The 24,981-nt window shown below is 67.8% G+C and carries 26 protein-coding genes and 1 tRNA gene; 12 read left to right on the top strand and 15 right to left on the bottom strand.

The window, feature by feature from the left end:
* Positions 1-71: 71 nt before the first annotated feature.
* Positions 72-1,466 carry a TIGR00341 family protein gene (locus NKG96_RS08560; protein ID WP_254534504.1) on the top strand — a complete coding sequence of 465 codons (1,395 nt, stop codon included), beginning with the start codon at positions 72-74 and terminating at the stop codon, positions 1,464-1,466.
* Between the two features lie 326 nt (positions 1,467-1,792).
* Here NKG96_RS08560 and gvpH read toward each other — a convergent pair whose 3' ends face one another.
* Positions 1,793-2,293, bottom strand: a complete 501-nt coding sequence (gene gvpH, locus NKG96_RS08565) for a gas vesicle protein GvpH (protein WP_254534505.1) — start codon at positions 2,291-2,293, stop codon at positions 1,793-1,795.
* A 723-nt stretch (positions 2,294-3,016) separates the two neighbouring features.
* On the opposite strand from gvpH, the gene NKG96_RS08570 reads away from it, so the two are divergent.
* The gene (locus NKG96_RS08570; RefSeq protein ID WP_254534506.1) at positions 3,017-3,412 is read left to right on the top strand and encodes a hypothetical protein; all 396 of its coding nucleotides are present in this window, start codon (positions 3,017-3,019) and stop codon (positions 3,410-3,412) included.
* A 331-nt stretch (positions 3,413-3,743) separates the two neighbouring features.
* Here the strand turns inward: NKG96_RS08570 and NKG96_RS08575 are convergent, their stop codons facing one another.
* The 3 genes from NKG96_RS08575 to guaB are packed head-to-tail and all read right to left on the bottom strand — an operon-like array spanning position 3,744 to position 6,153.
* On the bottom strand, positions 3,744-4,130 hold the full coding sequence (locus tag NKG96_RS08575) for a pyridoxamine 5'-phosphate oxidase family protein (protein ID WP_254534507.1): 387 nt from the start codon (positions 4,128-4,130) through the stop codon (positions 3,744-3,746).
* 50 nt (positions 4,131-4,180) lie between these two features.
* Positions 4,181-4,612: a hypothetical protein gene (locus NKG96_RS08580; protein WP_254534509.1), complete on the bottom strand. Its 432-nt coding sequence runs from the start codon at positions 4,610-4,612 to the stop codon at positions 4,181-4,183.
* A gap of 56 nt (positions 4,613-4,668) precedes the next feature.
* Complete coding sequence (gene guaB / locus NKG96_RS08585; protein WP_254534510.1) at positions 4,669-6,153, bottom strand: IMP dehydrogenase; 1,485 nt, start codon at positions 6,151-6,153, stop codon at positions 4,669-4,671.
* A 468-nt stretch (positions 6,154-6,621) separates the two neighbouring features.
* Between guaB and NKG96_RS08590 the strand changes: the two genes are divergently transcribed.
* The 8 genes from NKG96_RS08590 (at position 6,622) to NKG96_RS08625 (ending at position 11,596) form a co-directional block, all read left to right on the top strand.
* Complete coding sequence (locus NKG96_RS08590) at positions 6,622-7,635, top strand: DUF5794 domain-containing protein (RefSeq protein ID WP_254534512.1); 1,014 nt, start codon at positions 6,622-6,624, stop codon at positions 7,633-7,635.
* A 45-nt stretch (positions 7,636-7,680) separates the two neighbouring features.
* Positions 7,681-7,905, top strand: coding sequence for a DUF5795 family protein (locus NKG96_RS08595; protein WP_254534514.1), 225 nt, complete (start codon positions 7,681-7,683; stop codon positions 7,903-7,905).
* A 62-nt stretch (positions 7,906-7,967) separates the two neighbouring features.
* Positions 7,968-8,147: transfer RNA gene (locus NKG96_RS08600), tRNA-Trp, on the top strand.
* Between the two features lie 221 nt (positions 8,148-8,368).
* A complete protein-coding gene (locus NKG96_RS08605; RefSeq protein WP_254534515.1) occupies positions 8,369-9,130 on the top strand; it encodes a sugar phosphate isomerase/epimerase family protein in 762 nt (253 codons plus the stop codon).
* Positions 9,131-9,206: 76 nt separating this feature from the next.
* On the top strand, positions 9,207-9,461 hold the full coding sequence (gene tatA, locus NKG96_RS08610; RefSeq protein WP_254534517.1) for a twin-arginine translocase TatA/TatE family subunit: 255 nt from the start codon (positions 9,207-9,209) through the stop codon (positions 9,459-9,461).
* A 62-nt stretch (positions 9,462-9,523) separates the two neighbouring features.
* Complete coding sequence (dinB, locus tag NKG96_RS08615; RefSeq protein WP_254534518.1) at positions 9,524-10,813, top strand: DNA polymerase IV; 1,290 nt, start codon at positions 9,524-9,526, stop codon at positions 10,811-10,813.
* Positions 10,814-10,866: 53 nt separating this feature from the next.
* On the top strand, positions 10,867-11,298 hold the full coding sequence (locus NKG96_RS08620) for a hypothetical protein (RefSeq protein WP_254534519.1): 432 nt from the start codon (positions 10,867-10,869) through the stop codon (positions 11,296-11,298).
* 25 nt (positions 11,299-11,323) lie between these two features.
* The gene (locus NKG96_RS08625) at positions 11,324-11,596 is read left to right on the top strand and encodes a hypothetical protein (RefSeq protein WP_254534520.1); all 273 of its coding nucleotides are present in this window, start codon (positions 11,324-11,326) and stop codon (positions 11,594-11,596) included.
* 6 nt (positions 11,597-11,602) lie between these two features.
* On the opposite strand, the gene NKG96_RS08630 is transcribed toward NKG96_RS08625, so the two are convergent.
* Complete coding sequence (locus NKG96_RS08630) at positions 11,603-13,279, bottom strand: acetate--CoA ligase (RefSeq protein ID WP_254534521.1); 1,677 nt, start codon at positions 13,277-13,279, stop codon at positions 11,603-11,605.
* A 163-nt stretch (positions 13,280-13,442) separates the two neighbouring features.
* Positions 13,443-14,798 carry a polysaccharide deacetylase family protein gene (locus tag NKG96_RS08635; protein WP_254534522.1) on the bottom strand — a complete coding sequence of 452 codons (1,356 nt, stop codon included), beginning with the start codon at positions 14,796-14,798 and terminating at the stop codon, positions 13,443-13,445.
* Between the two features lie 324 nt (positions 14,799-15,122).
* On the opposite strand from NKG96_RS08635, the gene NKG96_RS08640 reads away from it, so the two are divergent.
* Complete coding sequence (locus tag NKG96_RS08640; protein ID WP_254534523.1) at positions 15,123-16,820, top strand: helicase HerA domain-containing protein; 1,698 nt, start codon at positions 15,123-15,125, stop codon at positions 16,818-16,820.
* Positions 16,821-16,826: 6 nt separating this feature from the next.
* On the opposite strand, the gene NKG96_RS08645 is transcribed toward NKG96_RS08640, so the two are convergent.
* From NKG96_RS08645 to NKG96_RS08655, 3 genes are all read right to left on the bottom strand, one after another.
* Positions 16,827-18,134, bottom strand: coding sequence for an acetamidase/formamidase family protein (locus NKG96_RS08645; RefSeq protein ID WP_254534524.1), 1,308 nt, complete (start codon positions 18,132-18,134; stop codon positions 16,827-16,829).
* Between the two features lie 66 nt (positions 18,135-18,200).
* Positions 18,201-18,845: a triose-phosphate isomerase gene (gene tpiA / locus NKG96_RS08650; RefSeq protein ID WP_254534525.1), complete on the bottom strand. Its 645-nt coding sequence runs from the start codon at positions 18,843-18,845 to the stop codon at positions 18,201-18,203.
* Positions 18,846-18,959: 114 nt separating this feature from the next.
* On the bottom strand, positions 18,960-19,112 hold the full coding sequence (locus NKG96_RS08655; protein ID WP_254534526.1) for a hypothetical protein: 153 nt from the start codon (positions 19,110-19,112) through the stop codon (positions 18,960-18,962).
* Positions 19,113-19,214: 102 nt separating this feature from the next.
* Here NKG96_RS08655 and NKG96_RS08660 point away from each other — a divergent pair, with 102 nt between their 5' ends.
* Positions 19,215-20,369 carry an acyl-CoA dehydrogenase family protein gene (locus NKG96_RS08660; RefSeq protein WP_254534527.1) on the top strand — a complete coding sequence of 385 codons (1,155 nt, stop codon included), beginning with the start codon at positions 19,215-19,217 and terminating at the stop codon, positions 20,367-20,369.
* Positions 20,370-20,378: 9 nt separating this feature from the next.
* On the opposite strand, the gene NKG96_RS08665 is transcribed toward NKG96_RS08660, so the two are convergent.
* The 6 genes from NKG96_RS08665 to NKG96_RS08690 form a co-directional block, all read right to left on the bottom strand.
* Positions 20,379-20,909, bottom strand: coding sequence for a multiprotein bridging factor aMBF1 (locus tag NKG96_RS08665; RefSeq protein WP_254534528.1), 531 nt, complete (start codon positions 20,907-20,909; stop codon positions 20,379-20,381).
* 57 nt (positions 20,910-20,966) lie between these two features.
* Positions 20,967-21,722 (bottom strand): class I SAM-dependent methyltransferase, encoded by a 756-nt coding sequence (locus NKG96_RS08670; RefSeq protein WP_254534529.1) that lies wholly within the window; start codon positions 21,720-21,722, stop codon positions 20,967-20,969.
* A gap of 479 nt (positions 21,723-22,201) precedes the next feature.
* Positions 22,202-22,819 carry a CDP-alcohol phosphatidyltransferase family protein gene (locus NKG96_RS08675; protein ID WP_254534530.1) on the bottom strand — a complete coding sequence of 206 codons (618 nt, stop codon included), beginning with the start codon at positions 22,817-22,819 and terminating at the stop codon, positions 22,202-22,204.
* The gene (locus tag NKG96_RS08680; RefSeq protein WP_254534531.1) at positions 22,816-23,370 is read right to left on the bottom strand and encodes an adenylate kinase family protein; all 555 of its coding nucleotides are present in this window, start codon (positions 23,368-23,370) and stop codon (positions 22,816-22,818) included. The genes NKG96_RS08675 and NKG96_RS08680 overlap by 4 nt, the downstream gene beginning before the upstream one ends.
* Positions 23,367-24,443, bottom strand: coding sequence for a histidinol-phosphate transaminase (gene hisC / locus NKG96_RS08685; protein WP_254534532.1), 1,077 nt, complete (start codon positions 24,441-24,443; stop codon positions 23,367-23,369). Before hisC ends, NKG96_RS08680 begins: the two co-directional genes overlap by 4 nt.
* Before the next feature lie 75 nt (positions 24,444-24,518).
* Positions 24,519-24,905, bottom strand: coding sequence for a hypothetical protein (locus NKG96_RS08690; protein WP_254534533.1), 387 nt, complete (start codon positions 24,903-24,905; stop codon positions 24,519-24,521).
* Between the last annotated feature and the right edge of the window lie 76 nt (positions 24,906-24,981).

The following is a 24,981-nucleotide window of genomic DNA, read 5'->3' on the forward strand; positions in this document are numbered from 1 at the left end:
GGTCCGACCTCTCGAGGATAGATGCCGGTCATAACAGGCTAGCGGCCACTTTACTTTTCCGTGTGTCTCGCATGGACCTTCGGTACCGAATGCGGGTTATCAGGACGCTCATCGACGAAGTGAGTAGAGACGAGATCATCGGTATTCTCGAGGACGAAAACATCGACTACGTCGTCTCACAGGAGGCGAGCGGACGTGGAGACTTATTGATCGTCGAGTTTCCCCTCCCGGAACAAGCCTTGGAAGTCGTCCTCGCTCGCTTCGAGGAGGCGGGCCACGACGAGCACTCCTATACAGTCGTGACCGATGCGACTTCCGCGCTCTCGACGAACATGGGCGAAGTCGAAGACCGGTTCGTCATCGGCGAGGAGGAAGACAGTAGTCTCGCGGTCGAAGAACTCCGCTCGAAGGTACTGGAACTCCTCCCGGACGCGTTCACCTACTACCTGCTAACGCTTCTCAGTGCAGTCGTCGCCACGGCAGGTCTCCTGCTCGACTCACCGGCGCTCGTCGTCGGATCGATGGTTATCGCCCCGCTCGTCGGGTCGGCACTGACAGCGAGTGTCGGTACGATCCTCGCCGAGCGGAGTTTGATCGTCAAGGGGTTTCGAACACAGGCGCTCGGCCTCGGTCTTGCGATTCTGGGGGCTGCCGTCTTCGGGTTCCTTCTGAAGACGGGTGCGTTTCTCCCACCCTCTCTCCGTCCATCGACGACGGCGCAGATCGCTCAGCGGATCTCTCCCGGATTGCTGTCGCTCATCATCGGTGTGTGTGCCGGTGCCGCTGGTGCAGTCGGGATCGCAACGGGCATCTCCGCTTCCCTCGTCGGCGTGATGATCGCAGCGGCCCTTATTCCCGCAGCCGCCGCCGTCGGAATCGGTATCGTCTGGTCCGCACCGGCAATCGCGTTCGGTGCGCTCGTCCTCCTCGTCGTCAACGCCGCGTCGATTCACGTCTCGGGGGTTGCCGTCCTCTGGTACCTCGGTTATCGACCAGCGTCGTGGAACCCGGAGAACTTCTTGGCGAACGTATCGCTCCGTCGGTTTGGCTCTTCCATGGCCGTCGCAGTTGTCCTCTTGGTGCTGTTCGTCACAGCAGGGGGACTGATTTCGACCCACGTCGCCTTCGAGCAGACAGCAAACGTTGCCGTCGAAGAGACCCTCGAACAGAACGAATACGAAGACCTCGAGCTAGCAGGAGTCCAGGCGGAGTTCCACCTCGGAGCGCCCTTCTCACAACCACAGGAAGTGACCGTCACCGTTCGGCGCTCTTCGGATCAGAGTCATCCTCGATTGAGCGACCAGATCAGGCAGCGACTCGCTACACAAACGGATCGGAAGCCGACGATCCGTGTCGTGTTCATCGAAAGCCAACGCTCCCCGAACGAGACGACAGCCCGGTCGGGGTCGACTCAGCAGCGGTTCCAGGGGTGGATGGACTCGGCGGTTCAAGAACCGTCAGTATAGACCACATTCTCGAACTGTCACACCGCGCCGTAAATGCAACGTCAGACCTTTGACCTATTATCTCTACGCCGCTAGTCTAATCGAGGGCACTGTGGTTTCAGTACTGCCACACCACTCCAAAATCTGGATTTCATGGAGGTAGAACGGTAGGCGCCGTCGCTATCGCATTCCCCCGGCGTTGTTCGCTATACGGCGACTCGAGCCGATGGGTTGGATTGGTACGCTCTCGTCGGCAGGGGCTCATCACGCTCGCTGGTTGCCCCCTCGAATCGGCCAGTAGATCGACTCCGTGTATCGGTGCTACTAGTAGCGGAAGCAGTGTGGAGTCAGCCGTCCGCGGGGCTCAGACGCACCTCGAGGATTCCGTTGTTGAACCAGACGCGCGTCGCTTCCGGGGATTCCCAGGGGATATCGACTCGTCCGACGACCTCACCGTTTCGTCCAATGACGAGCTGATTCGTCTGTGGCTTGATTCCGACGGTGATGTCGTCTTCGGTGGCTCCTGGCAAGTCGGCGACGACGGTGAGCGTGTCGTCGTCGAGGCGAGTATCGATCCGACACCGGTCGCTTGCGGCTTCGCGTCGCCGTCTTCGACCACCAGCGGACTGCGCGGTGGCTGACCGGGGTTCCGCTCGGCGCGGATTCGTGACTGCTGACCGTGGTGTCATCTCCTCCCCAGGTGAGGGTTCGTTGATGTCGAGTTCGATCAACGCCCCGAGCAGGTCGGTCAACGGTTGGAGTCCGATCCGAATCCCGCGTTGGCGCTCGCGCCCGACCGTTTGCTCCTCATCCGTGTTATCCTGATCGTCAGTATCGTCGTGGCTCATGGGAATTCATCGAAGTCGAGCTTCGACCGTCGTTCCGTGCGATACAGTACCAACCACCGCCTGATAAAGCCGCTGGCCACGTTATCCCACTGTGACGTGTCTCAGATGACTGTCTAACGTACGTTCGTATTTCCTGCTATAACTGATGACGTGGTCTGGCGTAGCAACCGTGGCAATCACAGGTTACATTGATTATGTGATACGAGCGTCGCTCGTAGGCGATTAGTTTGCCCAGAGGGATCCCAAAGGGAGTTTCGTTCGATGGTCGAACGAACGCCCTCTCAGCCCGCTTCTGCGAGGAACGACAGGGGAGAGCGAAGCGGCTACAGATGATTCGAACTGGGGAGCGTCGCGACCAACGGTCGAACTCTCTTCTCCCGTCTTTTCAGCTCCGTCGCTCTCGATTCGGTATCTTCCGGTGGAGGATAGCGGTCGCTCGTCGTTCGTAGAGTGACGGTTTAGGTCAGGCAGCGGCAACCGCACGTGACGACCACGTGGGCTGAAAGGTGGCTGACCTGACCGTGCCGTCTCCCCCGTCTACCCGCTATCGCTACAAAACCCCTCCGGTACCCGGACGCGGCCGTGTCGGGCCCGAAGTGGTCCATCCCGAGAGCGACATCCGCTAGACTGAGTGTCGCTTTCGGTCCGTTCTCCCGTGTCGAACCAGTGCGCGTCGTGCCGGCGAGTGTGGTATTGATATCCTCTCCGTCCCTTCGCTCGTCCATGTCCAGAGTTGTGGGTGGACTCGCGGGGCTCGTCATGGCACTGTTCCCGAAGGAGTTCCTGGCGCTGATGCAGCGCCTCGCGGTCGACAACCCCGACGCGTTCGCCGAACGGGGCTGGGTCGCCCCGTACGTCCGCCTGGAGGGATTGGTCGTGACCGTCGTCTGTCTGGCGGGCGGGCGGGTGTACGAGGTGTTCATGAAGTACATCGGCGTCGCGGGTGCTTTCATGCTCCTCGCTCCGCGGCAGTACGTCGAGTTCGGCAACAGACTCGCCTACAGCGGGTCGGACCCCTTCGAGTGGAGGCGGCGGTATCTCCCCGGCGTGCGGGCCTGCGGGGCGTTCCTCGTCCTTTTGGCGATTCGAGCGCTGAGGCGCAGTGACGGCACCGAGTGACGGCCCGGACCGGATGGCGTACGCTCACCGCGTCCCCCGGTTCGCGACCGCTTGGCCGGTCGGGGACCTACGACTCCCGCCGCTGTGACTCGGCGGCCTCCATGCTCGCGCCGAAGACGAGGCCGAGTGCGATGCCCGTACCCGTCCCTCGTCGGGAGTCCTCCCCGTTCTCTGTCGGTGACACGAGCGACCGTCCGACGTATCCCGAGATAGTCCCGTCGGCGAGCGAACGACCCTCCGGTTTCGAGGGAGGCCTGTCACGAAGGATGCCGACAGGACTGCGCGTCGGGCAGAACGGTCGAGGGTCGTCCGAGTCCGGTCCAGTGCCCCCTCAGTACCGTTCCACGCTCGCCGACCCGACGCGAACCTGGACCAGTCCGCCGGGGTCGCCGCCGTCCGTCTCCTCGCCTCGATACTTCTCCGAGATGCGCCGACCGACCTCCTCCCGGACTGCCGGGTCCTCGACCACCCGTGCGGTGCCGAACACGACGACGCGCCAGCGGACGTCCGGGCCGTGGGCGTCCTCGATGGCGAGCGAGACCCGGGGGTTCGCGCGGACGTTCCGGAGTTTCTTCCCGCCGGTGAGAATCGAGACGACGCCGTCGCGGTAGTCGTACCAGACGGGGGCGACGTGGGGCCGGTCGTCGACGCTCGTCGCGAGGAACGCGGACAGGGGGGCGTCGCGGACGAGTTCCTCGACGGCTTCGGGGGCGGACATGGGAGAAGGGAGGGGTCGCCGGGAGATAAGCCGGTGGTCGGTAGTCGAACTCAGCGACGACCCTCGAGGGCCTCGGCGAGGTCGAGGGGGCGTTCGGTCCCGACGACCACTGCGCGCTCGTTCGAGCGGACGACGCGGACGGCCTCGCCGGTCGAAATCAGGTAGGCCACCGCGCCGGTGGAAAAGCGGATGCCGAGGCCGCCGTAGGAGAGCAGGCCGACCCGCTCGGTCTCGACGGCCTCGATATCCGCGAAGGGGACGTGTCGTGGCGTGCGGTGGAAGGGGACGAACTGGACGTAGAGACCGTCCTCGCGGACCTCGGTCGTCAGGCGGATGCGATAGATGAGGAGGGCCACGCCGAGGACGACGAGCGTTCCAATTCCGAGTGTTCCCACGGCGGTCACGACGGCGATGACGGCGAGGAGCGCCCAGAGCCACCGCTGTCTGAAGCGCTGTACCTCTCGAAACGACGCGTCGGACATACCGCATCCGACGGCGGCTCCCCTGAAAACGGTGTCCGTTGCCGTGGCCGACGACGCTACTCGCCGGGCGAGTAGTTCGGTGCCTCGTCGGTGATGACGACGTCGTGGGCGTGGCTCTCCTGCTGGCCTGCCGAGGAGACGCGGACGAACTCCGAGCGCTCCTTGAACGCGGGGATGGACTCGGCGCCGACGTAGCCCATGCCCGACTGCATCCCGCCGACGAGCTGGTGGAGTTCGCTGGCGAGACTGCCCTTGTAAGGAGTGGCGGCCTCGACGCCCTCGGGGACGTACTCCTCGTCCTCGGGTTCGTCCTTGAGGTATCGGTCCCCACCACCGGAACGCATCGCGCCGACGCTGCCCATCCCGCGGTACTGCTTGTACTTCTTGCCGTTCATGGTGATGACGCGGCCGGGGGCCTCGTCGGTCCCCGCGAAGTACGACCCGAGCATGACGGCGTCCGCGCCCGCGGCGATGGCCTTGATGGCGTCGCCGGAGTAGCGGATGCCCCCGTCGGCGATGACGGGCACGTCGTGTTCGACGGCCACGTCCGCGACGCTCGACACGGCGGTAATCTGGGGCATGCCGGCCCCGGAGACGACGCGTGTGGTACAGATGCTGCCGGGACCGATGCCGACCTTGAGGCCGTCGGCGAAGTCGACGAGGGCCTCCGCGGCCTCCCGGGTGCCGATGTTACCGACGACGACGTCCGCGTCGACCTGCGATTTGATGTCGCGCGCGGAGTCGACGACGTTGCGGTTGTGCGCGTGTGCGCAGTCGATGAAGACGACGTCCGCGCCGGCCTCGTCGGCGGCCGTCGCGCGGTCCGTCTCGAAGGGGCCGACGGCGACGCCGACGCGGAGGCGACCCTCGTCGTCGCGGGCGGCCTGGTCGTACTCGCGGCGCTGGAGGATGCCCTGCATCGTGACGAGGCCGACGAGTTTGCCGTCGTCGTCGACGACGGGGACGCGCTCTATCTTGTGCTCGTACATGAGTTCGAGGGCGTCGCGGGCGGTGACGTCCTCGCTCGCGGTGATGACCTCGTCGGTCATGGCCTCGCGGACCTCGTCGCGGTCACCGACCTCGAGGTACGGGCGGATGTCGGTCCCCGAGATGATGCCGAGGACGGTGCCGTCGTCGGCGACGACGGGCGCGCCGGAGACGCCGCGGCGTTCCATCATGGAGTCGACGTCCCGGACCGTCTGGTCGGGGCTGGCGGTCACCACGTCGCGGATGATGAGTTCGTCGGCGCGCTTGACGCGTTCGACCTCCTCGGCCGTCTCCTCGACGGTCATGTTCCTGTGGAGGACCCCGAGGCCGCCGTTGCGCGCCATCGCGATGGCGAGGCCGCTCTCGGTGACGGTGTCCATCGCGGCCGAGAGCACCGGCACCTGCAACGTCACGTTCGTCGAGACGCGCGTCTCCGTCGACGCCTCGTCGGGTTCGACGCGGCTCTCCATCGGTTTCAGGAGCACGTCGTCGAACGTCAGCGCCTCCGGGACGCGAAGCTTCTCCGAGAAGGTTCCGTGGGGAGTCTTCGCCATGTAAGCGGTGATAGCTGTTCGCGCAAAAACGTTGCGAGACTCACCACGGAACGACTGTGACTCTCACACGTCCCCGGTCGGTGCGAATATTGCCGGGCGTGATCCGTCCGATATCTGGACGTTCGTACGAATTGCCGCGCAGAGCATGGCCGACAAACGATGACAGTCGGGATAATGCTTGACAAGACGCCGTTCCGTGAGGGCACGTCTCACACAACGTTTATTGTTTCATGTCTGATTCGTTGATGTATGGACTCCGCATGTCCCGTCGGAGCTCGTGTTGGCAACCGACCGCTCGCCACCGAGGAGACTATTATACCGACAGGGAACTTTGCGGGGAAATCCGTCATGTGGAAGGGCTTTGCGGACTCGCGCCTCAACTTCGGGAGCGCGACCGCACGACTTCGCCCGCGCTATCGTGACGGAGACCACCGCTCGGCCGCCGGAGACGGCCAACGCGCCTGAGCGATGAGCACGTCACGGCACCCCATCGCCCTCCGTCTGGAGCGACGCGTCGGGCGCGGGACCCACCTGCTCGGCACCGTCATGGGTCTCCCGCTGGTCGACGGTATCTTCCCCGCACTCGTCCTCGCGGGCGCACTCACCACGGCAGGCGGCGACGCCATTTCGCTCCGGGGGGTGCTCGAGGTCGGTCTCCTGGTGTTCGGCGGGAGCGCGACGCTCGCCGTCGTCCTCGCGGAGATGGAGGGCTCGCGCCGGGAGCGCGCCCTCTCCGTCCTCGCGGTCGGGAGCGTCGTCCTCGTCGTCGCCGCCATCGAGGCGGCACTCGCCCCGACCATCGAGTCGGTGCTCAACATGGCCGTCTTCCCCCGGTTCGCCGCCCTCGTCATCCTCGCCGTCGCGGCGAAGACGGCGAGTTCGACCATCGGCGAGTACCTCCCGAGTCCGGGGACCATCGTCGGCCTCGGCCTGCTGGCGAGTCTCGACCCCTCCGGGTTCGAATTCGTCGTCACGCCCGACCCGACGATGATACTCGCCGGCGTCGCCGCCGCGGGCGTCGGCGTCGGGTTCGCCCTCGTCGTCGCCCTCGCCGGGCCGACGCTCCGCCGCTGGGTCGACATCGACCGCTTCCGCTTCGGCAGCGCCGTCGCGCTCGGCGTCCTGCCCCTGACCTTGCTGGGCATCATCGAGGCCGACCGACCGCTCGCACTCGCCGTCCTCGGCGTGACGTGCCTGCTCTCGCTCGACCCCGACAGTGGGTCGGTAGACGAGGGCACCGACGACCGCGACGACTACGACGACGGTACGGGGACGGGCGTCGAGAGCCCGGGTGCGGGGACCCCGGACGGCCAGTTCGACGCGCCGCAGGGTGGCCGGCGGTCGTCGGTCGCCGACCCCGAGGCCGACCGGACGTTCTCGGACCCCGAGGCTCGCGGGGCGAGCGCCGCCGCCGACGGCGGCCAGTCCCCCGACGGGGACGACCCGCGCGCCCGCGACCCGGAACGCGCCCCCTGGCTGTAGTCGCCGAGCCGAGCGTTTTACCCCCCTTCGACCCGCCGTTCCGGTATGGCCGACAACCGCGTCGTGCAGGGTCGCATGGTCACACCGAAATCACTCGCAGAACTCATCGAGGGCGAGTCGGTCATGGACGCCGAGTCCATCGAGGACGCCGACCGCGAGTGCCCCGAGTGCGGCGGCGACGTCCTCTCCGTGGGCTACATGCCCTCGGTCACCTCGTTCGTGACGGGCTACAAGTGTCAGGAGTGCGACTGGCAGGACCGCGAGGAGTAGTGCGGTTCGGGGAGTCGAAGAATCGAAACCGCTTTAGGGCGGTTGACCGTTTTCGGAGATGCGGGGACGTGGCCAAGCCAGGCATGGCGACTGACTCCAGAGGCCACGCGCCCGGTGACGAGACTCCAGACTGATATACCGAGCGGCGGGCTGATCACCTCGCCGTGTTGACGACCCTCTGGAGTACCGAGGCGCACACCGGAGATATCAGTCGATCGGGGGTTCAAATCCCTCCGTCCCCATTTCCTGTCGCGAGCAACTCCGCGAGCGACGGAACTGAAACGAGGTGGATTTTGAACCGGGGAGCACGCACGCAACGACGTGAGTACGTGCGACCGAGATTCTCAATCTCTCTGTTCTATCTCACGGCGCTACGCGACGAACGAAGCGATGGCACCGTCGGTCGGGACAACCTGAACTCCGCTCGGGTCCCACGCTCAGGTCGGACCCGAACGACCCTACCATGCGATACGGCGCCTCACTGGACCTGCGGATGGACGACTCCGTCGCCGAGTTCGCCGAGTTCCTCGCGGGCCTCGGCCTCTCGCACGTCGAACTCAGGCAGAGCTATCTGGACACCCGCTCGCCCCCACCGACCACCGAAGAACTCGCGGAGGTCCGCGAGTCGTACGACCTCACGTACACGGTTCACGCGCCGTACACCGACGCGAACCCGGGGAACCTCAACGAGTCACTCAGGCGGGCGATGGCCGAGAGCCTCGTGGAAACCCTCGACACCGCCGCGGCCATCGGGGCAAGCGGGGTAGTGACCCACGGCGGCAGCGTCAGCGCCGCGTACCCCGACCGCGTGCAGACCTACGCCCGCGAGCAGGCCGTCCGAACCGTCCGAATCGCGGCCCGCCACGCGGAGGACGTGGGCGTCCCCCTCTGCGTCGAGAACCAGCGCACCAAGCCGAGGACGCGCTACAACACCTCGACGCCGACGGACCTCGCGGCGTTCCTCGACGCCGTCGACGTCGAGTCGCCTCCCCTCTCGGTCACGCTCGACGTCGGACACGCCAAGGCGTCGGGAGTCGACCACGGGGACTTCGTCGAGGCGTTCGGAGACCGAATCGTCGTGGCGCACCTCCACGACAACGACGGCGCCTCGGACGCCCACGACCCGCTTCCGGGCTACGAGTCCGTCGCCGGTGCTATCGGCGCGCCGTACAACGTCCTCGAGATGAAGTCGAGAGAGGACGTCGTCCGCTGCGTGCGCGAGTGACCGTCTCGTTCCCCGTTACCGCCACACCGTCGCACGCCACGTTCATCTCCTCGGCCGTCCATATCGTACGGTGACTATGTCCACCATCCCGCTGTTCGTTGCGCCCCCGGGCGGCCTCGAACTGCTGGTCATCCTCCTCGTCCTGGCCCTGCTGTTCGGCCCGAGCAAGCTGACCTCGCTCGCGCACGCGGCGGGTCGCTCCACGGGCGAGTTCAGGAAGGGACGCGAGGAGATCGAACGCGAGATTCGAACGACCGCCGGGTTCGACACCACCACGGCGAGTGACGCCGAGGACGCGAGCGACCCCCTGACGGGTCGCGAGACCGTCTGACCGACCAACCACTTTCACTCCGAACTGCACAGCTACATACCCGCAGGGCCGGAACGGGAGGTATGGGCAGGGGGTTTCCCGAACCCGGTCGACGGGACGACGACCAGCGGGTGGTCCTCCACGTCGACATGGACTGTTTCTACGCCGCCTGCGAGCGTCGCCGCGCCCCCGACCTGATGGGCGAACCCGTCGTCGTCGGGATGGGGTACGAGGACGGCGAGACGCACGGCGCGGTGGCGACGGCGAGTTACGAGGCCCGGGAACACGGCGTCGAGAGCGCTCAGCCCATCTCACAGGCGCTGGACGTCCTCCCACGGGTCGAGACCGCACCCGACGACTACGACGGACCGGTGGGCTACTACCGCCCCGTCGACCTGAAGTACTACTCGTCGGTCAGCGAGGAGGTCAAAGCCGTCCTGCACGACGTGGCGGACGTGGTCCGGGAGGTGAGCATCGACGAGGCGTACCTGGACGTCTCCGACCGGGTGGGCTGGCACAGCGTCGAGATATTCGCCCGGAGCCTGCAGGGGGCCATCGAGGAGGCGGCCGGCGTCCCCGCGAGTATCGGGTGTGCGACCAACATGGCGACGGCGAAGATCGCGAGCGACCACGACAAGCCCGACGGCCTCGTCGTCGTCCGCCCCGGCGAGGAACGCGCGTTCCTCGCACCGCTGGACGTGGCGGCCCTCCACGGCGTCGGCCCGGTGACCGCGGGCGAGTTGCACGGGATGGGCATCGAGACGGCGGGCGACCTCGCGGCCGCCGACCGGGACGCCCTCGTCGACCGGTTCGGGGAGCGGGGTCGCGAGATTCACGCCCACGCACGGGGGCGTGACGACCGGGTCGTCGAACCGCGCGGGCGGCCCAAGAGCCTCTCTAGCGAGTCGGCGTTCACGGAGGCGACCGACGACCCCGACCGGGTCCGCGAGCGCCTGCGGACGCTGGCGACGGAGGTGACCGACCGGTGTGCGGCCCGGGACGTCCTCTACAAGACCATCGGCATCAAGGTGGTCCGCCCGCCGTTCGACGTGAACACGCGCGCCCGGTCGCTCTCCGGGCCGGTGGCCGACCCCGACCTCGTCCAGCGAGTCGTCGCGGACCTCGTCGAGGAGTTCGAGGGCCAGCGCGTGCGGAAACTCGGCGTCCGCGTGTCGAACCTGTCGTTCGACGCGGCGACGCAGGCCGGACTCGACGACTGGGCCGACGACGGGACGGACGCGGGGTCGGACCCGGACTCGGACGCCCCCGACGAGTTCCGTGGGAACGAACCGACCTGCGGCGGGAACCGGGGACGGACACGCCGGGGGCAGACCAGCATCCTCGACTTCGAACCGCCGGACAGCGGTGAGTGAACGCGTCACACACCGCCACCAAGGTCTTTGTGGGATAGTCGGAAAGTGGGTGTATGGCCCTGAAACGAGCCCTCTACTTCGCCCTCTTCGTCGTCGGCATCACGGTGATGCTCCTCGGCGCGGGTGCGTGGTTCGCGACGGCGGACAAGGACTACACGTGGGAGTACGAACGCGTCGAAAGCGAGTTCCCCCAGCACGCGGGCGAGATGGGGTTCTACGACAGTCTCCCGGAAGCGCACAAGGAGGACTTCCAGCGCGCGCTCGACGGCGAGGTGATTCGCTACGAGAGCCGTGCCGACTCCCCCAAACGCGAGGTCATCAAGAAGGACGGGGAGTTCTACGTGTTCACCCTCCAGTCGAACTTCGACTGGCTGAACCCGCTGACGTTCGGTCCCGCACTTCTGTCGCTCGGCGGCCTCGCCGTTGTCGTCGCGATGGCGCGCCGGGACACCCACTTCAAGGCGACGAGCCACCGTCTCAACTAAGGTCGCGCGGCGGCGACTCTCCGGTATGAACCACCTCTCCCGTGCCGGGACGGGCTATCGCCTCCCGCGACACGCCCACATCGTCGTCTACGACGCCCGCGAGGACGGTGACCTCCTCACCATCTACGACTGCGGCGCGGCACAGAAACCGCCGAGCGCGCAGTTCATCGGCCACCTCGTCCACGTCGAGGCACCCGCCCGGACCGAACAGACGCCGACGGGCTACGTCGTCCGCCTGCGGGAGGGCGGCCGCCTCGTCGAACAGGGCGACGGCGAGTGGGTTATCCGCCCGGTCTGACCGCGATTACTCGCCGACCCTGTCGCGCAGTTCCGTCCGCCGAATCTTTCCCGTCACCGTCTTCGGCAGTTCGTCGACGTACTCGACGAGTCGCGGGTACTCGTGGGCCGCGAGTTCCTCCCGGACGTGGTTCTGGATGTCCTCGGTCAACTCGTCGCTCGCCTCGTAGCCCTCACTGAGGACGACGAACGCCTTGACGACGTGCCCGCGGGCCTCGTCGGGCGCGGGGACGACGGCCGCCTCCGCGACGGCGGGGTGTTCGCCGAGCGAGGACTCCACCTCGAAGGGGCCGATGCGGTAGCCCGCCGAGATGATGACGTCGTCCGCCCGCCCCTCGAACCAGAAGTAGCCGTCCTCGTCTAAGTGTCCGAGGTCGCCCGAGAGATACCACTCGCCGTCGGGGCCGTCGACGAAGCAGTCGGCGGTCTTCTCGGGTTGCTCCCAGTAGCCCGCGAAGAAACACGGGAAGTCGCCGCGTTCGGCGATGACGCCCGTCTCGCCGGAGTCGAGCACCTCGCCCGTGTCGGGGTCGACGACGCTCGCGGTGACGCCGGGCAGGGGCTTGCCCATGCTCCCCGGGCGCACCTCCATCGTCGGGTAGTTGTTGATGATCATGTTGCCCGTCTCAGTCTGGCCGTAGGTGTCGAGGACGGTCACGCCGAGGGCGTCCTCGGCCCACTCGACGACGCCCGCCGAGAGGGGTTCACCGATGGACAGCGCGTGGCGCACGTCGAGGTCGACACCCTCCAAGACCCCCGCCTTCTCGCGGAGCATCCGGAACGCGGTGGGGACGGAGAACAGTACCGTGATGGGGTACTCGTCCAGCAGGGTCGCCCACTCCTCGGGGTCGAACTCGTTCTGGTAGGTGAACAGCGAGGTGCCCCAGTACCACGCGCCCAGCGTGTTGATGGGGCCGACCAGCCACCCGAGGTCACCCGTCGACCAGTACAGGTCGTCCTCGCGCAGGTCGACGGCGAACTTCTGGGTGGCGGCGACGCCCGCGACCCACCGGTGTTTGTGGAGGACGCCCTTCGCCTGCCCCGTCGTCCCGGAGGTGTAGTAAAGGAGGGCGTCGTCCTCGCCGCTCGTCTCGACGACGTCGTACTCGTCGCTCGCCGACCGGGTGGCGTCCTCGTAGTCCACGTCGCCGTCTTCGCCCTCGCCGACCACGACGACGTGTTCGACGCTCGGGATGGATTCGAGTGCCTCGCCGATCGTCTCGCGGTTCTCACCCGTCGTGACGACCACCTTCGCGTCGCAGTCCGCGAGGCGCATCGCGATGCCGTCCGGGCCGAAGCGCTCGTTGACGCTCCCCCACACCGCGCCCGTCTTGAGGGTTCCAATCATGGCCGCGTAGTGCTCGGGAACCCGTGGCATGTAGGAGAACACCCGGTCGCCGCGCTCGACGCGCCCGTCGAGGACGTTCGCGAAGCGGTTGGACTCCGCCCGCAGGTCGCCGAACGTGACCGTCTCGCGCTGACTCCCGTCGTCCGGGCCGTCGAGGGCGTCGCTGCCGACCCACTCCAGCGCCGTCCGGTCCGGGTCCGCCTCGGCGTGGCGGTCACACACCTCGTGGGCGATGTTCAACGAGCGGGGGGCGTCCCAGTCGGCGTCGGTGTAGATGTCGTCCCACTCGAAGGACTCGTAGGTCGACTCGTAGTCCGGCAGGTTGTGTTCGGCCATACCGTGTGACGGTGACACCCACCGGAGTATCAATCATGTCCAACCCGTCGGGACGAAGACCTGTTCGGGCGGACGAGGCGGCGACGGGAAAACCGCATACGCGTTCGACCTCCGACCCGGAACGCGGGGACGAGAGACGAGAAACGTAGACCGCGACGGCCGGCTACTCGAGCGAGGCGAGGTGGTCGCGGAGGTCGCTCCCGGAGATGACGTCGAGTTTGTCGTCGTTCGCGGCGACGTAGTCGACGATCTCCGCGAACTCCTCGCGCGAGTACTTGTTGTGGAACATGAGCACGAGCAGGGACTGGTGTTCCACCACGTCGTCGATCATGTCTTTCGTCGCCTCGATGCCGTGTTCGGCGTCGAAGCTCCCGACGCTCATCGGGTTGGTCAGGTTGTAGTTCGTCGGCGACCCGCCGCCGAACACGAGGTCGAAGTGCTCGGAGAGAACGTCGATGCTCGCGCCGTCGTAGGCGCCGTACGTGAGGATGTGCATGTCGTCGCCCGCGGCCATGTCGTGGTCCGCGAACCACTCGTCCATCTCCTCGATGTCCGCCCGGAGTTCGGCCTCGGACAGTTCGGTGATGTTCTGGTGCTTGGTGGTGTGGTTACAGAGGTCCCACCCCGAGGACTGGAGTTCCTGAAGCTTCTCGTGCGAGAGCCTGCTGGGGGCGACGTTCGTCTGGACGACCGCCTCGATGCCGGGGTAGCCGTACTCGTTCAGGACCGGGTAGTAGTCGTCGTAGTGGCTGGCCTGCGTGTCGTCGAACCGGAAGATGACCTTCGCCTTCTCGGGCTTGGGGTGTGCCCGGATGTCGTCGAGGTGGAAGGAGACCGGCTGGCCGTCGTCTGCGACGACCGAGACCAGGAGCCTCGTGACCTCCGAGAGGTCGGGGTCGCCGACGACGCTCGTCGGGGCGAGGTCCTGGCGCTCCCACCCGATGTCCCGCTTCCCGTTCAGGAACCGCTTGTACATCACGAGGTTGTCGGGATCGGGGGCCTGTGCGATGAGGTAAACCGCCGTCGCATTCGAGGGCTCGTGGAAGTTCATCGCGAGCGAGACGTCCGAGTCGCTCAGGTCGATGGGGTCATCCTCGAAGTCGCCGTAGATGACGGAGCGGCCCGTGCCCTCGAAGTGCATCGACTGCGTGCCCGAGAACTTGGTGACGATGTCGGCGACGAGCGTCCCGCCGTTAGCGGTGCCCCACCGGGAGAGGTCCTCGACGTTGTCGACCATGCGCCCGTGGCGGGTGAACGTCCCCTGGTAGGCGGGGTTGACGTTCGCGGGCTGTTCTTCGGTCCGCGGGGTGGGGCCGGAGTCGGTCTCCGTCTCTTCGGTTTCTGGTTCCTCGGTCGGTTCGGGCGTGCTCGTCTCGGTCGGCGCTTCGGTCGTCGTCGGAGCCGTGGTCGTAGCGGGGTCGTCGCTGACGTTCGACGTGGAGGAGCACCCGGCACCGAGGACGAGGGCGCCGGTCGCGAGGAACGCGCGTCGAGTCGTTCGGGGTCGGTCACTGGCCATGGTCCATCTGTTGTCGACAGGGTATAAAGTATCGAACATCATACTGTCTCGAATTCGGGTTCTAATCGGTGATTTACCACACTGGGACAGTCCAACGGAATGTTACGAATCCTCCCAGAGGAGACCGTAGGTGGGGGCTACCGACCCGGAGCGAGGTTCCGACGACGATGCGGGTCGCCCCGGGTACGGCGGGGGTCGCGTCGACACGTCCGGGGGGCATCGTGTCGCCGTAGTCACCGGCTACCGGACGCGACGGGCGGTTCGACACCGCGTCCGCCGCGCGTCTGACGGACCGTTATATCGCCCCGGGTGAACTGTCGAACAATGGGAGAGACCGAGACCATCACGGTCGCGGAGGTGAGCGACGGCACCGGGAGCGTCGGCACGGCGGGCACCGACGTGTCCCTGCCCGCGGTCGAACTCCTCACCGGGCGCGGGTTCGTCACCGGCAAGTCCGGGTCGGGGAAGTCCAACACCGCGAGCGTCGTCATCGAGAAACTGCTCGACCGGGGATTCCCGGTGCTCATCGTCGACATCGACGGGGAGTACTACGGCCTGAAGGAGAAGTACGAGATCCTCCACGTCGGCGACGACGAGGAGTGCGACATCCAGGTGAACGCCGAACACGCCGAGAAGATCGCGGACATGGCGCTTCGCAACAACGTCCCCATCATCCTCGACGTCTCCTCGTTCCTCGACGAGTCGGAGGCCGCGGAGTTGCTGACCGAGGTGGCGAAACACCTCTTCGCGAAGGAGAAGAAGTTGAAGAAGCCCTTCCTGCTGGTCGTCGAGGAGGTCCACGAGTGGATCCCCGAGGGCGGCGGCCTCGGGGAGTGCGGGCGGATGCTCATCAAGGTGGGCAAGCGCGGGCGAAAACACGGCCTCGGCATCATGGGCATCAGCCAGCGACCCGCCGACGTGAAGAAGGACTTCATCACGCAGTGCGACTGGCTCTGCTGGCACCGCCTGACGTGGCGCAACGACACGAAAGTCGTCAAGCGCGTCCTCGGGAGCGAGTACGCCGACGCCGTCGAGGGACTCGCGGACGGCGAGGCCTTCCTCGTCACCGACTGGGCCGAGCGGACGCAACGAGTCCAGTTCCAGCGCAAGACGACGTTCGACGCGGGTGCGACGCCCGGGCTGGAGGACTTCGAGCGCCCGGACCTGAAGTCGGTCAGCGAGGACCTCGTCGGCGAACTCCAGTCCATCACGGAGGACGAACGCGAACGCGAGGACCGCATCGAGGAACTCGAACGCGAACTCCAGCGCAAGGAGCGCAGAATCGAGATTCTGGAACGCGACCTGGAGGACGCCCGCGACCTCTCGCGGATGGCCGACCAGTTCGCGGAGGCGCTGTTCGACCACCCCGGGCGTTCCCGGATGCAACTCCGGAGGGACCGCGAGGCCGAGCGAGTGGACTCGGAACAGGCCACGCTGGAGGAGAACCCCGGCCTCGTCGACGCGACCGGCGAGGCAGAGGGCGAGCCGGCGGGCGGCACCCCGGCCGTCGAGTCGGACGTTCCGTGGCCGGACCCGCCGACCGAGGAGCGCGACCGGGCGGCCCCCGCGACCACCGCTCCCGGCCCCGCCGTCGCGGAGACCGACGGGTCGGGCGCCGCGAGCGGGACGAACGGGACCGGGGCGCGACCGGAGGGCCAATCCAGCGGCGGTCGAATCCTCGGGAGTGATGGGTCGGAGACCGGCGACCGTCCGCTCGTCGAACGGGTCCGGACCCTGCTGTCGGATCTCGACCCGGGGGCACGACGGCTCCTCGCGGAGTACCGCGCGGACGGGCCGTCCTCGCCCGTCGACGCCCACGTCGCGGCGGGCGGCGAGGGCGACCGGACGACCGCCTACAGCCACAACAGCGCCCTGCGCGAGGCGGGCCTCATTCGCCACGCCGGGCGCGGCCAGTACGCCTACGCGCTCCCGGACCTCGTGAGCGCGGCCCACGACGGCCGCCTCTCCGAGGACGAGGAGCGTGAGGTCGTCGCCGCTATCGAGCGGGACCTGCTGGACTGAGCCGGCTCAGAGACCGTACTGCGACCGCACGAGGTCCGCCAGCCCCCGCTCTTCGAGCAGGGCCATCGGCGCGAGGAGCGTCAACTGGACGACGCCCGGCAGGCGTGCTATCTCGACGCCGCCCGTGAACGTACAGCGCCCGCGAACCTCGCCCTCGGTCATGTCCAGCAGTTTCCCGGCGCGGTCGAAGGCGTTCTCCGTCGCGTCGTTGACGGTCGCACCGCTCCCGACGACCTGGATGGGCCCCATCTCGTCTTCGAGTTCGACGCCGTGTCGCTCGGCGAGTTCGCGGCCCGTCTCCAGTTCCTCGGTCGAGTAGGGCTTCGCGATGTGCGGCAGGTCCTCCTCGTTCGGGAGGAGGAGGGGCCCGTCGATGTCCAGCCCCTCGATGACTTCCACCGTCAGAGTGGTCTTCCCGCTCACGTCCGTCGTGTGCAGGGAGAGTTCGCCGTCGCCCTGATTGGCGTGGAGGTCACCGACGTAGAGGCCGCCGCCGTCCACCTTCACAGGACAGATCAGGACCGCCCCGGCGCGCACGTCGTTCGAGTCCATGTGGCCGTCCGTGCGTTCGGCGAGTTCGTCCTCGCTCTCGACGCCCCAGTCGTGCTCCGCGCCGACGAGGAACTGCCCGAAGTCGCCCGCGTTGTGCGAGTCCGGGAGTTCGATGGGTGGGGTGGTGCCAATGTTCCCGACGAACGGCCGGAGGTGGCCGAGGGTGCCAGGCATCTCGCTGGGCTTGTAGAGCAGGATGGGGTGCTGCCGGGAGTTCTCGGGGATGGCCATGTTCTGGCGGGCGTCCTGTGCCAACTCGTCGGCCGCGGCGTCGTCCAGCGTGAGACCGACGGTGCGGTCCTCGTCGAACACCACGGAGTAGCCGTACTCGAAGCCGAACGACGAGGCGTTCGCGCCGCACTCCGCACACCGGATTGCGTCCTCGCCCGTCCCCTCGACGACGCTCTCGGGCCACGACGCGCCACACTCGGGACAGCGGTGGTCGACGAACGGGTCGTCGCCGAACGCGCCCTCGCGTTCGGCCATGCTCCCCGTCGAGGTGGCGACGCTCGTGACCTCCACGTCCTCGATGTGAATCGCGATGGCGTCACCCACCGACGCGCCCTCGACGGCGATAGGGCGGGTCACCTCGTGACCGCCGCGGAACGACGGGGTAATCATCGGACCCCAGCAGGCGGGCGGGGTGTGCGTTCGGACGGTGCCGCCGTCGGCGACGGTGCCCGCCCACTCCTGGTCGGGACCGACGAGGCCGAGGGTGTACTGGTCTACCTCGAGTTCCTGTTGGACCGCTCGCTGTGCCATGAGTGGACGTGACAACGGCGCGGGAGTCGATAAGCCTGTGCCGACCCCTCCGAGTTCGAGAACGAATCAGATGCCGGAGACGAGGTCGCGCAGCGCCGCCTCGGGGTCGTCGGCCTTCGCCACGCCCGAGGCGAGGAGGACGCCCTCGCTTCCCAGGTCGCGGGCCGCGGCGAGGTCCTCGCCCGTGGAGATGCCCGCGCCGCAGAGGACGGGGACCGACTCGTCGACGTCGCGGGCCGCCTCGACGGCCCCCTCCACGACGTCCGGGTCGGCCTGACTCACGGGCGTGCCCGTCCCGATGAGTTCGGGGGGTTCGACGGCGACCATGTCCGGGCCGAGGGCGGTGACCGCCCCCACCTGCCGGGGGTTGTTCGCGCAGACGACGGTGTCGAGGCCGGTGCGTTCGGCCGCCCGGATTCCCGCGTCGACGTCGGCGAGTTTCAGGCGGCGCTCGGAGTGGTTGAGCATGGTCCCGGTCGCGCCCGCCTCACTGACGGCCTCGGCGAGGGTGCTCCCGGTGTGGCTGCCGTGGTCGTTCGGGCTGACGTGCTGTGCCCACGTCTCGACGCCGGTGTCGGCCACCGCGGAGAGGTGGGCGGCCTGTGGCGCGACTGCGACGCGCGCGCCGGTGTCGTCTGCCACGTCCGCTGCGGCCCGCGCGACGGCGACGGAGTCACAGGGGTACGCCTTCAGGTTGACGAGGACGAACATACCGGAGACGCTGGCCGGCGGGCCAAATAGCTACTCCTTACGGTCGACGGCGGCGCGAAATAGCGGGAGAGTCGGGCGCTCGCGGGCCGGGTCGCCGTCGGCCCGGGGCGGCGATTACAGGAGTTCCTGAATCGCCCACAGGACCACGGCGGCGACGATGAGCGAGATGCCCAGTCCCGACGTGACCGGTTCGGGGAAGAGGAACAGCACGATCCCGATGACCAGAAGCAGTCCCACCAGACCGAGTCCACCGATGTTTCGTACCATGTGTCCTCGAATCGGCGTCACTTCCGCGCGGAGTATGGACGCTCGGCCTGCCACGGCAAGCGTGCAACGAACCTTCTTGAGGGCCCCCACCGGAGGACGCCCATGTCGCAGTTCCAGTTGTCCGCTGAACACGAGGCCATCAGGTCTGCGGTTCGCGAGTTCGGCGAGCAGGAGATTCGACCCGTGGCGGACGAACACGAGGCCGAGCACCGCTACCCCCACGACCTCCTCCGGGAGGCAGCGCGGTACGACCTCGTCGCCCCCCACGTCCCCGAGGAGTACGGCGGCGCGGGGATGGACACGCTCGGGTCACTCGTCGTCGACGAGGAACTGTGGTACGCCGACCCCGGCGTCGGCGGGTCCATCGCGGCCGCCGCCTTCGGCAGCGAGATGCTCCTGAAGTACGGCGAGGAGTGGATGAGAGAGAAATGGCTCCCCCGCGTCACGGCCGGCGAGACGCCCATCGCGACGGCCATCTCCGAACCCGCCCACGGGTCGAACGTCGTCGGGATGGAGACGCGCGCCGAACGGGCCAGCGGGCCCGCAGGCGACGAGTACGTGATTCACGGGAACAAGATGTGGATCACCAACGGCACCGTCGCCGACGTGATGGTCATCATGGCGAAGACGGACCCCGACGTCGGTCACCGGGGCATCACCGCCTTCCTCACCCCCACCGACGTCGAGGGCATCCGGGCCGAGCGCATCACGAACAAACTCGGGATACGAGCGATGGACACCGCCGAACTCGTCTTCGACGGCCTCCGAGTGCCAGAGGAGAACGTCGTTGGCGAGGTCGGGGAGGGGTTCTACCAGTTGATGGAGTTCTTCGCGCCCGCGCGGGCCGCCGTCGCCGCCCAATCCGTGGGCGTCGCGCAGGCCGCCCTCGACGCCTCCGTCGAGTACGCGAACGAACGCGAGCAGTTCGACCGGCCAATCGCCGAGTTCCAGGCCATCCGGCACAAACTCGCGGAGATGGCGACGAGCGTCGAGGCCGCCCGGTCACTGGCCTACCGCGCGGGGAGCGCAATCGAGTCCGGCGACGACCGGGAGGCGACCCGGCTGGCGAGCATGGCGAAACTGTTCTGCTCGGAGCACGCCGTGGACGTGACCGACGAGGCGATTCAGGTCCATGGCGGCGCGGGCTACGTCTCGGACCACCCCGTCGAGCGCTTCTACCGCGACGCGCGCATCACGAAGATCTACGACGGGACCAGCGAGATTCAGAAGAACATTATCGCGGACGGACTGCTCTGAGGGGCCGGTTCAGTCCTTGCGCTTGACGACGTCGCCGAGGGTGTAGGCCCCGGAGGACTTGCCGCCCTCCCACTCGGTGTCGTCGTCCGTGCTCCCGCCTTCGGTGAGCGAGATGGAGAGTTTCCGCTCGAGTTTCTTCTGGACGCCGTCGCTCGGGAGGACGTCCCCGCGTTCGAGCTTTCGGATGAGGCTCACCTTCTCGTTGAGTTCCTTGGCGAGTTCCTCCTGCGTGAGGCCGGTCGACTCGCGCGCGCTTCGGATGCGCTGGTCGTAGTCCTGGGCGATCTCGTCCATCTGGTCGAACATGTCGCGGCGGCGACCGCCGCCGGAAGAACTCGACGAGGACGACGAAGAGGAGGACGAAGACGAAGAGGACCCGGACGACCCGGTGGAGTACTTCGTAGACGTGGTGCTCGAAGACTGCGTCCGGACCTCGGTCCCGAACTGGGCGCAGTCGGAGCAGACCTCGATCTCCGCTCCCTCGACTTTGACCGTCGTGGGCGACGCAGTCTCGGCTCCGCACATCTCACATTGCGGCATAGGGGGACTTTGCCACGGCGCGCAATAAATGGTGCGACGGGCCGCCGTCCTGCCGGTTCACGACGGTCGGACCGCGACGACCCGGAGTCGCCGGTAGTCCGCGACCCACTCGCCGTCCCGGTAGTGGTCGTCGCGGAGGCGGTCCTCCACGCCGTCGAGGACCGACTCGCGGTCCGACTCGGGGACCGGCGCGAGGAGCGATCCGCCGAACATCTCGACCCACTCGCGCAGGCCCGCTTCGCCCGAGAGGGGCGTCGGTCGGTCGAACAGGCGGGCCAGACGGACCTCGAACCCCGCCCCTTCGAGGACGCCCGCGTACTCGCCGACGCTCGGGAAGTACCACGGGTTCGGGCCGGGGTCGTGGCCCGCCGCCTCGACGTTCCCCTCGATGGCCGAGACGAGTGCGGCGACGTTGCCCGTCCCGCCGAGTTCGGCGACGAACCGACCGCCGGGTGCGAGCGCCCGTGCGACCGACTGCGCCACCCGCCCGGCGTCCGCCTCCGGAACCCAGTGGAGCGCCGCGTTCGAGAAGACGGCGTCGAACCCGGAGACGGGAAGCGCGCGGGCGTCACCCCGGAGGAGCGAAAGACTCGGGTACTCGGCCCGCGCCCGCGCGAGCATCGCCGGGTCGCGGTCCACCCCGACGGCGAGCGAACAGCGGTCGGCGATGCGCCGGGTGAGGTGGCCCGTCCCACAGCCCACGTCGAGGACCCGTTCGTCCTCCCGCGGGTCGAGGTGGTCCACGAGGTCCGCGCTGGCCTCGTGGACGAACCCGTGGCTCGACTCGTACAGGTCAGCGTCCCACTCGCTCATGGCCGAGGCTGCAGGCGGCGCGACATAGCTCTGTGCGTCGGAGTCGGTCCAACGTGGGGGTTATCTCCTCGGGGCCTGCCAACCTGACGGGCCGACTCCCACTCATGACGTCCGACACTTTGATTCCCGACTCCGCCCCGGACATCTACCCGATGCCACTGTTCTCTCGGCTGACCGTCAGCGACCTCGGCGCGTCCGTCGCGTGACTCTCGGCGCTCGTGTTCGAGACGGTGTTCGAGACGCCCGCGATGGCACACCTCCGCTACCGGCGGTACGCCGACGTGATGCTCGTCGCCGACGAGTCGGTGGACGACGTGGCTGCGAGGGCGCGGAAGCACGGCGTCCCCACGGACGGCCCAGCGGAACGGGCTGGAACCCCCGCGAGGTGGTCGTCGAGTCGCCTGACGGCTACGTCCTCGTCTTTGCGGAACCGGTCGACGCGGGGCGGTCGTTCGAGGACGTGATGGGCCGGGAGTGAGCTACTCGCCGGACCTGAGCGCCCGCATGGAGTAGTAGAAGCGCTGGAGTGCGGTGACGTGCCCGACGACGGCGAAGAACACGAGCAGCCACCCGACGACCGTCAGGCCGTAGTACGACCCGGTGACGACGCTCGCGGCGACGCCGGCGAACCCGATGAGGACGAGGCGGTCGGCCCGGCCCACGAGGCCGCCGTACACCCGGTCGAGGCCGACGGCCTGCGCCTGCGTTCCGAGGTAGGAGGTCATCAGCACGCCCGTGACGGCCGCGAGGCCGATGGCGTAGCGTTCGACGCCTGCCGCGAGGCCGACGAGCATCACGATGTCGGCGTAGCGGTCGAGCACGTGGTCCAGCAGGTCGCCCGCCCGCGAGGCGGTCCCGAGGCGGCGGGCCAGCGCCCCGTCGAGGATGTCCAGCCAGCCGTTGAGGAAGACCAGCAGTGCCCCGACGAGGTAGAGAATCGGGTCCGTCCTCCCGAAGGCGAAGGCGGCACCTGCACCGACGGCGAGGGCCATGGCGACGACGCTCACCGCGTCGGGCGTCAGGCCCAGTCGTTCCGAGAGGTCGACGAACGGGTCGAGAACGCGGTCGACCGCGGGGCGGAACTGGTCGAGTGTCATAGGTAGTCGGTGAAGTCGACGGTGCCCGCGCTCGGGTCGCGGTCGCCCCGGAGGACGGCCTCGACGTCGCGGGCGACGGCGTCCGGCGTGCGGTCGGTCGTGTCGATCTCGTAGACGTGGTCCAGTCCGTGGCGCGCGACGGCCTCGGAGAGGATCACGTCCAGCGCCTCCGCCTCGGCGTTCTCGCGAGCGTAGCGAGCGAGAGCTTGCGGCGACTTCGTCGACGCTTCGTTCTCGCGGGCTTTCTCCTCGGACTCGCCGCGCTCTCGCAGGCGTGCCTCCACCTCGTCGGGATGACAGCGCAGCACCACTACCCGGTCCGCGTCGAGGTGGTGGGCGAGGTGGGACTCGACGAGGCACGCCCGGTCGCCGAGCCACTCGGCGACCCGGTCGAGGTCGGCGTAGAGGCTCCCCCGGTCGGGGTCCTCGCCCTCGTGGAAGCCCTCCTCGCGGACGACGTCGTTGAGGTGGACCACGTCGAGGTCGGTCTCCACTAGGTCCGACACGGTCGTCTTGCCCGTTCCGGGGGTGCCGGTGACCGCCACCCTCATCGGTCGGCCACGACCTCGTTGACGACCTCGACGGCGCGTTCGGTCTGCTCCTCGGTGCCCGTCGTGATGCGGATACACTCAGGGAGGCCGAAACTCGTGCAGTCGCGGACGATGACGCCCTCTCGCTGGGCGGCGTCGGTCACTGCCGCCGCGTCGCCTACCTCAGCGAGGACGAAGTTGCCGGCGCTCTCCCACGTCGGTGCGTCGAGGTAGTCGTAGATGTACTGCCGGGAGGTGCGGGCCGCCTCGACGCTCCGCTCGACGTGTTCGTCGTCGTTCAGCGCCGCGAGGCCGCCCCGGCAGGCGAGTTCGTTGACCGCGAAGGGGGTGTTCACCCGCGCGTAGGCGTCGGCCCACGACTCGGGGGCGAGGACGTAGCCGAGTCGGAGACCGGCGAGGCCGTAGGCCTTCGAGAACGTGCGGAGGACGGCCACGTCGTCGCGTTCGCGGAGGAGTTCCACCTTGCTCGGCGAGCGCGAGAACTCGCCGTAGGCCTCGTCGACGACGACGAGGGTGTCGTCGTCGGTGCCCTCGGCGAGTTTCCGGACCTCGTCGGTGGGCATCTCGCTCCCGACGGGGCTGTGCGGGCTGATGCAGTAGACGACCCGCTCGCCGTCGTAGTGGTCGAGGACGTTCTCTGCGGTCTGTGCGAAGTCGTCGGCCTTCGAGAGGGGGTAGGTGGCGACGTCGCCGTGGTGGTAGCGCGCGCTCATCGCGTAGTAGGCGAAGCCGGGGTCCGGGACGAGGACGTCGTCCTCGGGGTCCAGCAGCGCCCGGTGGAGGTAGTCCAGTGCGCCGTCGCCGCCGGGGGCCAGCCACACCTGTTCGGGCGCGAGGTCCCACTTCTCGGCGATGGCCTCGACGAGGTCGACGTGCGAGGACTTGGGGTAGCGGTGGACGCCCGCGGCGTGTTCGCGGACGGCCGTGATGGCCTTCGGACTCGGCCCGAGGGGGTTCTCGTTCGAGGAGAGCACCACGAACTCCTCGGGGTCCATACCGAGTTCGCGGGCCACCTCCTCGATGCCGCGTCCCGCCTGATAGACGGCGTAGTCGGAGAGGTCCCGTGGTCGCATAGTCGAATCGTGCGGTGCGGGCGGCTTAAGCGTGCTCACACGCCGCCAGTGGCCGACCTACTCCACCCACTGGTTTCACGTCCTCACTGGGTGCTGCCGTCGGCGCAGTCGCCACCGGAGCCTCCGACGTGCCCTCTCCCCAGCACGCGATACGCCTGTACGCTCCGGAACAGCAACACCGCCGCCAGCACCGCGAACAGGAGGGTGTAGGTCGTCGTCCCCGTCGCCGAGGAACGAGACACCCGCGAGGAGGGCGGCGAGAGCGGTCAGGAGCGGGAGGAGGTACCGGTAGAGCGCCCATCCCCGTCCGGCGAGGAGCAGAGCGCCCGCGATGGCCATCCCGACGAGGAGGGTGGACACCAGCGAAGGCCCGAACTGGATAGTGGTGTAGGCGGCCCCGCTGCCGCCCACGAGCACCGCACCCCACCCACCAACCAGCACGCGCGCCCGTCTGCCGTCCATGTTCTCGATTACTGTCAGGTCGGGGAAGAACCCACCGGTCCGGGGAGGACCAGCACTGTCCGAACCCGAACCGACT

Source organism: Halomarina litorea, assembly GCF_024227715.1.
In the GTDB taxonomy this organism is placed as follows: Archaea; Halobacteriota; Halobacteria; order Halobacteriales; family Haloarculaceae; genus Halomarina; species Halomarina litorea.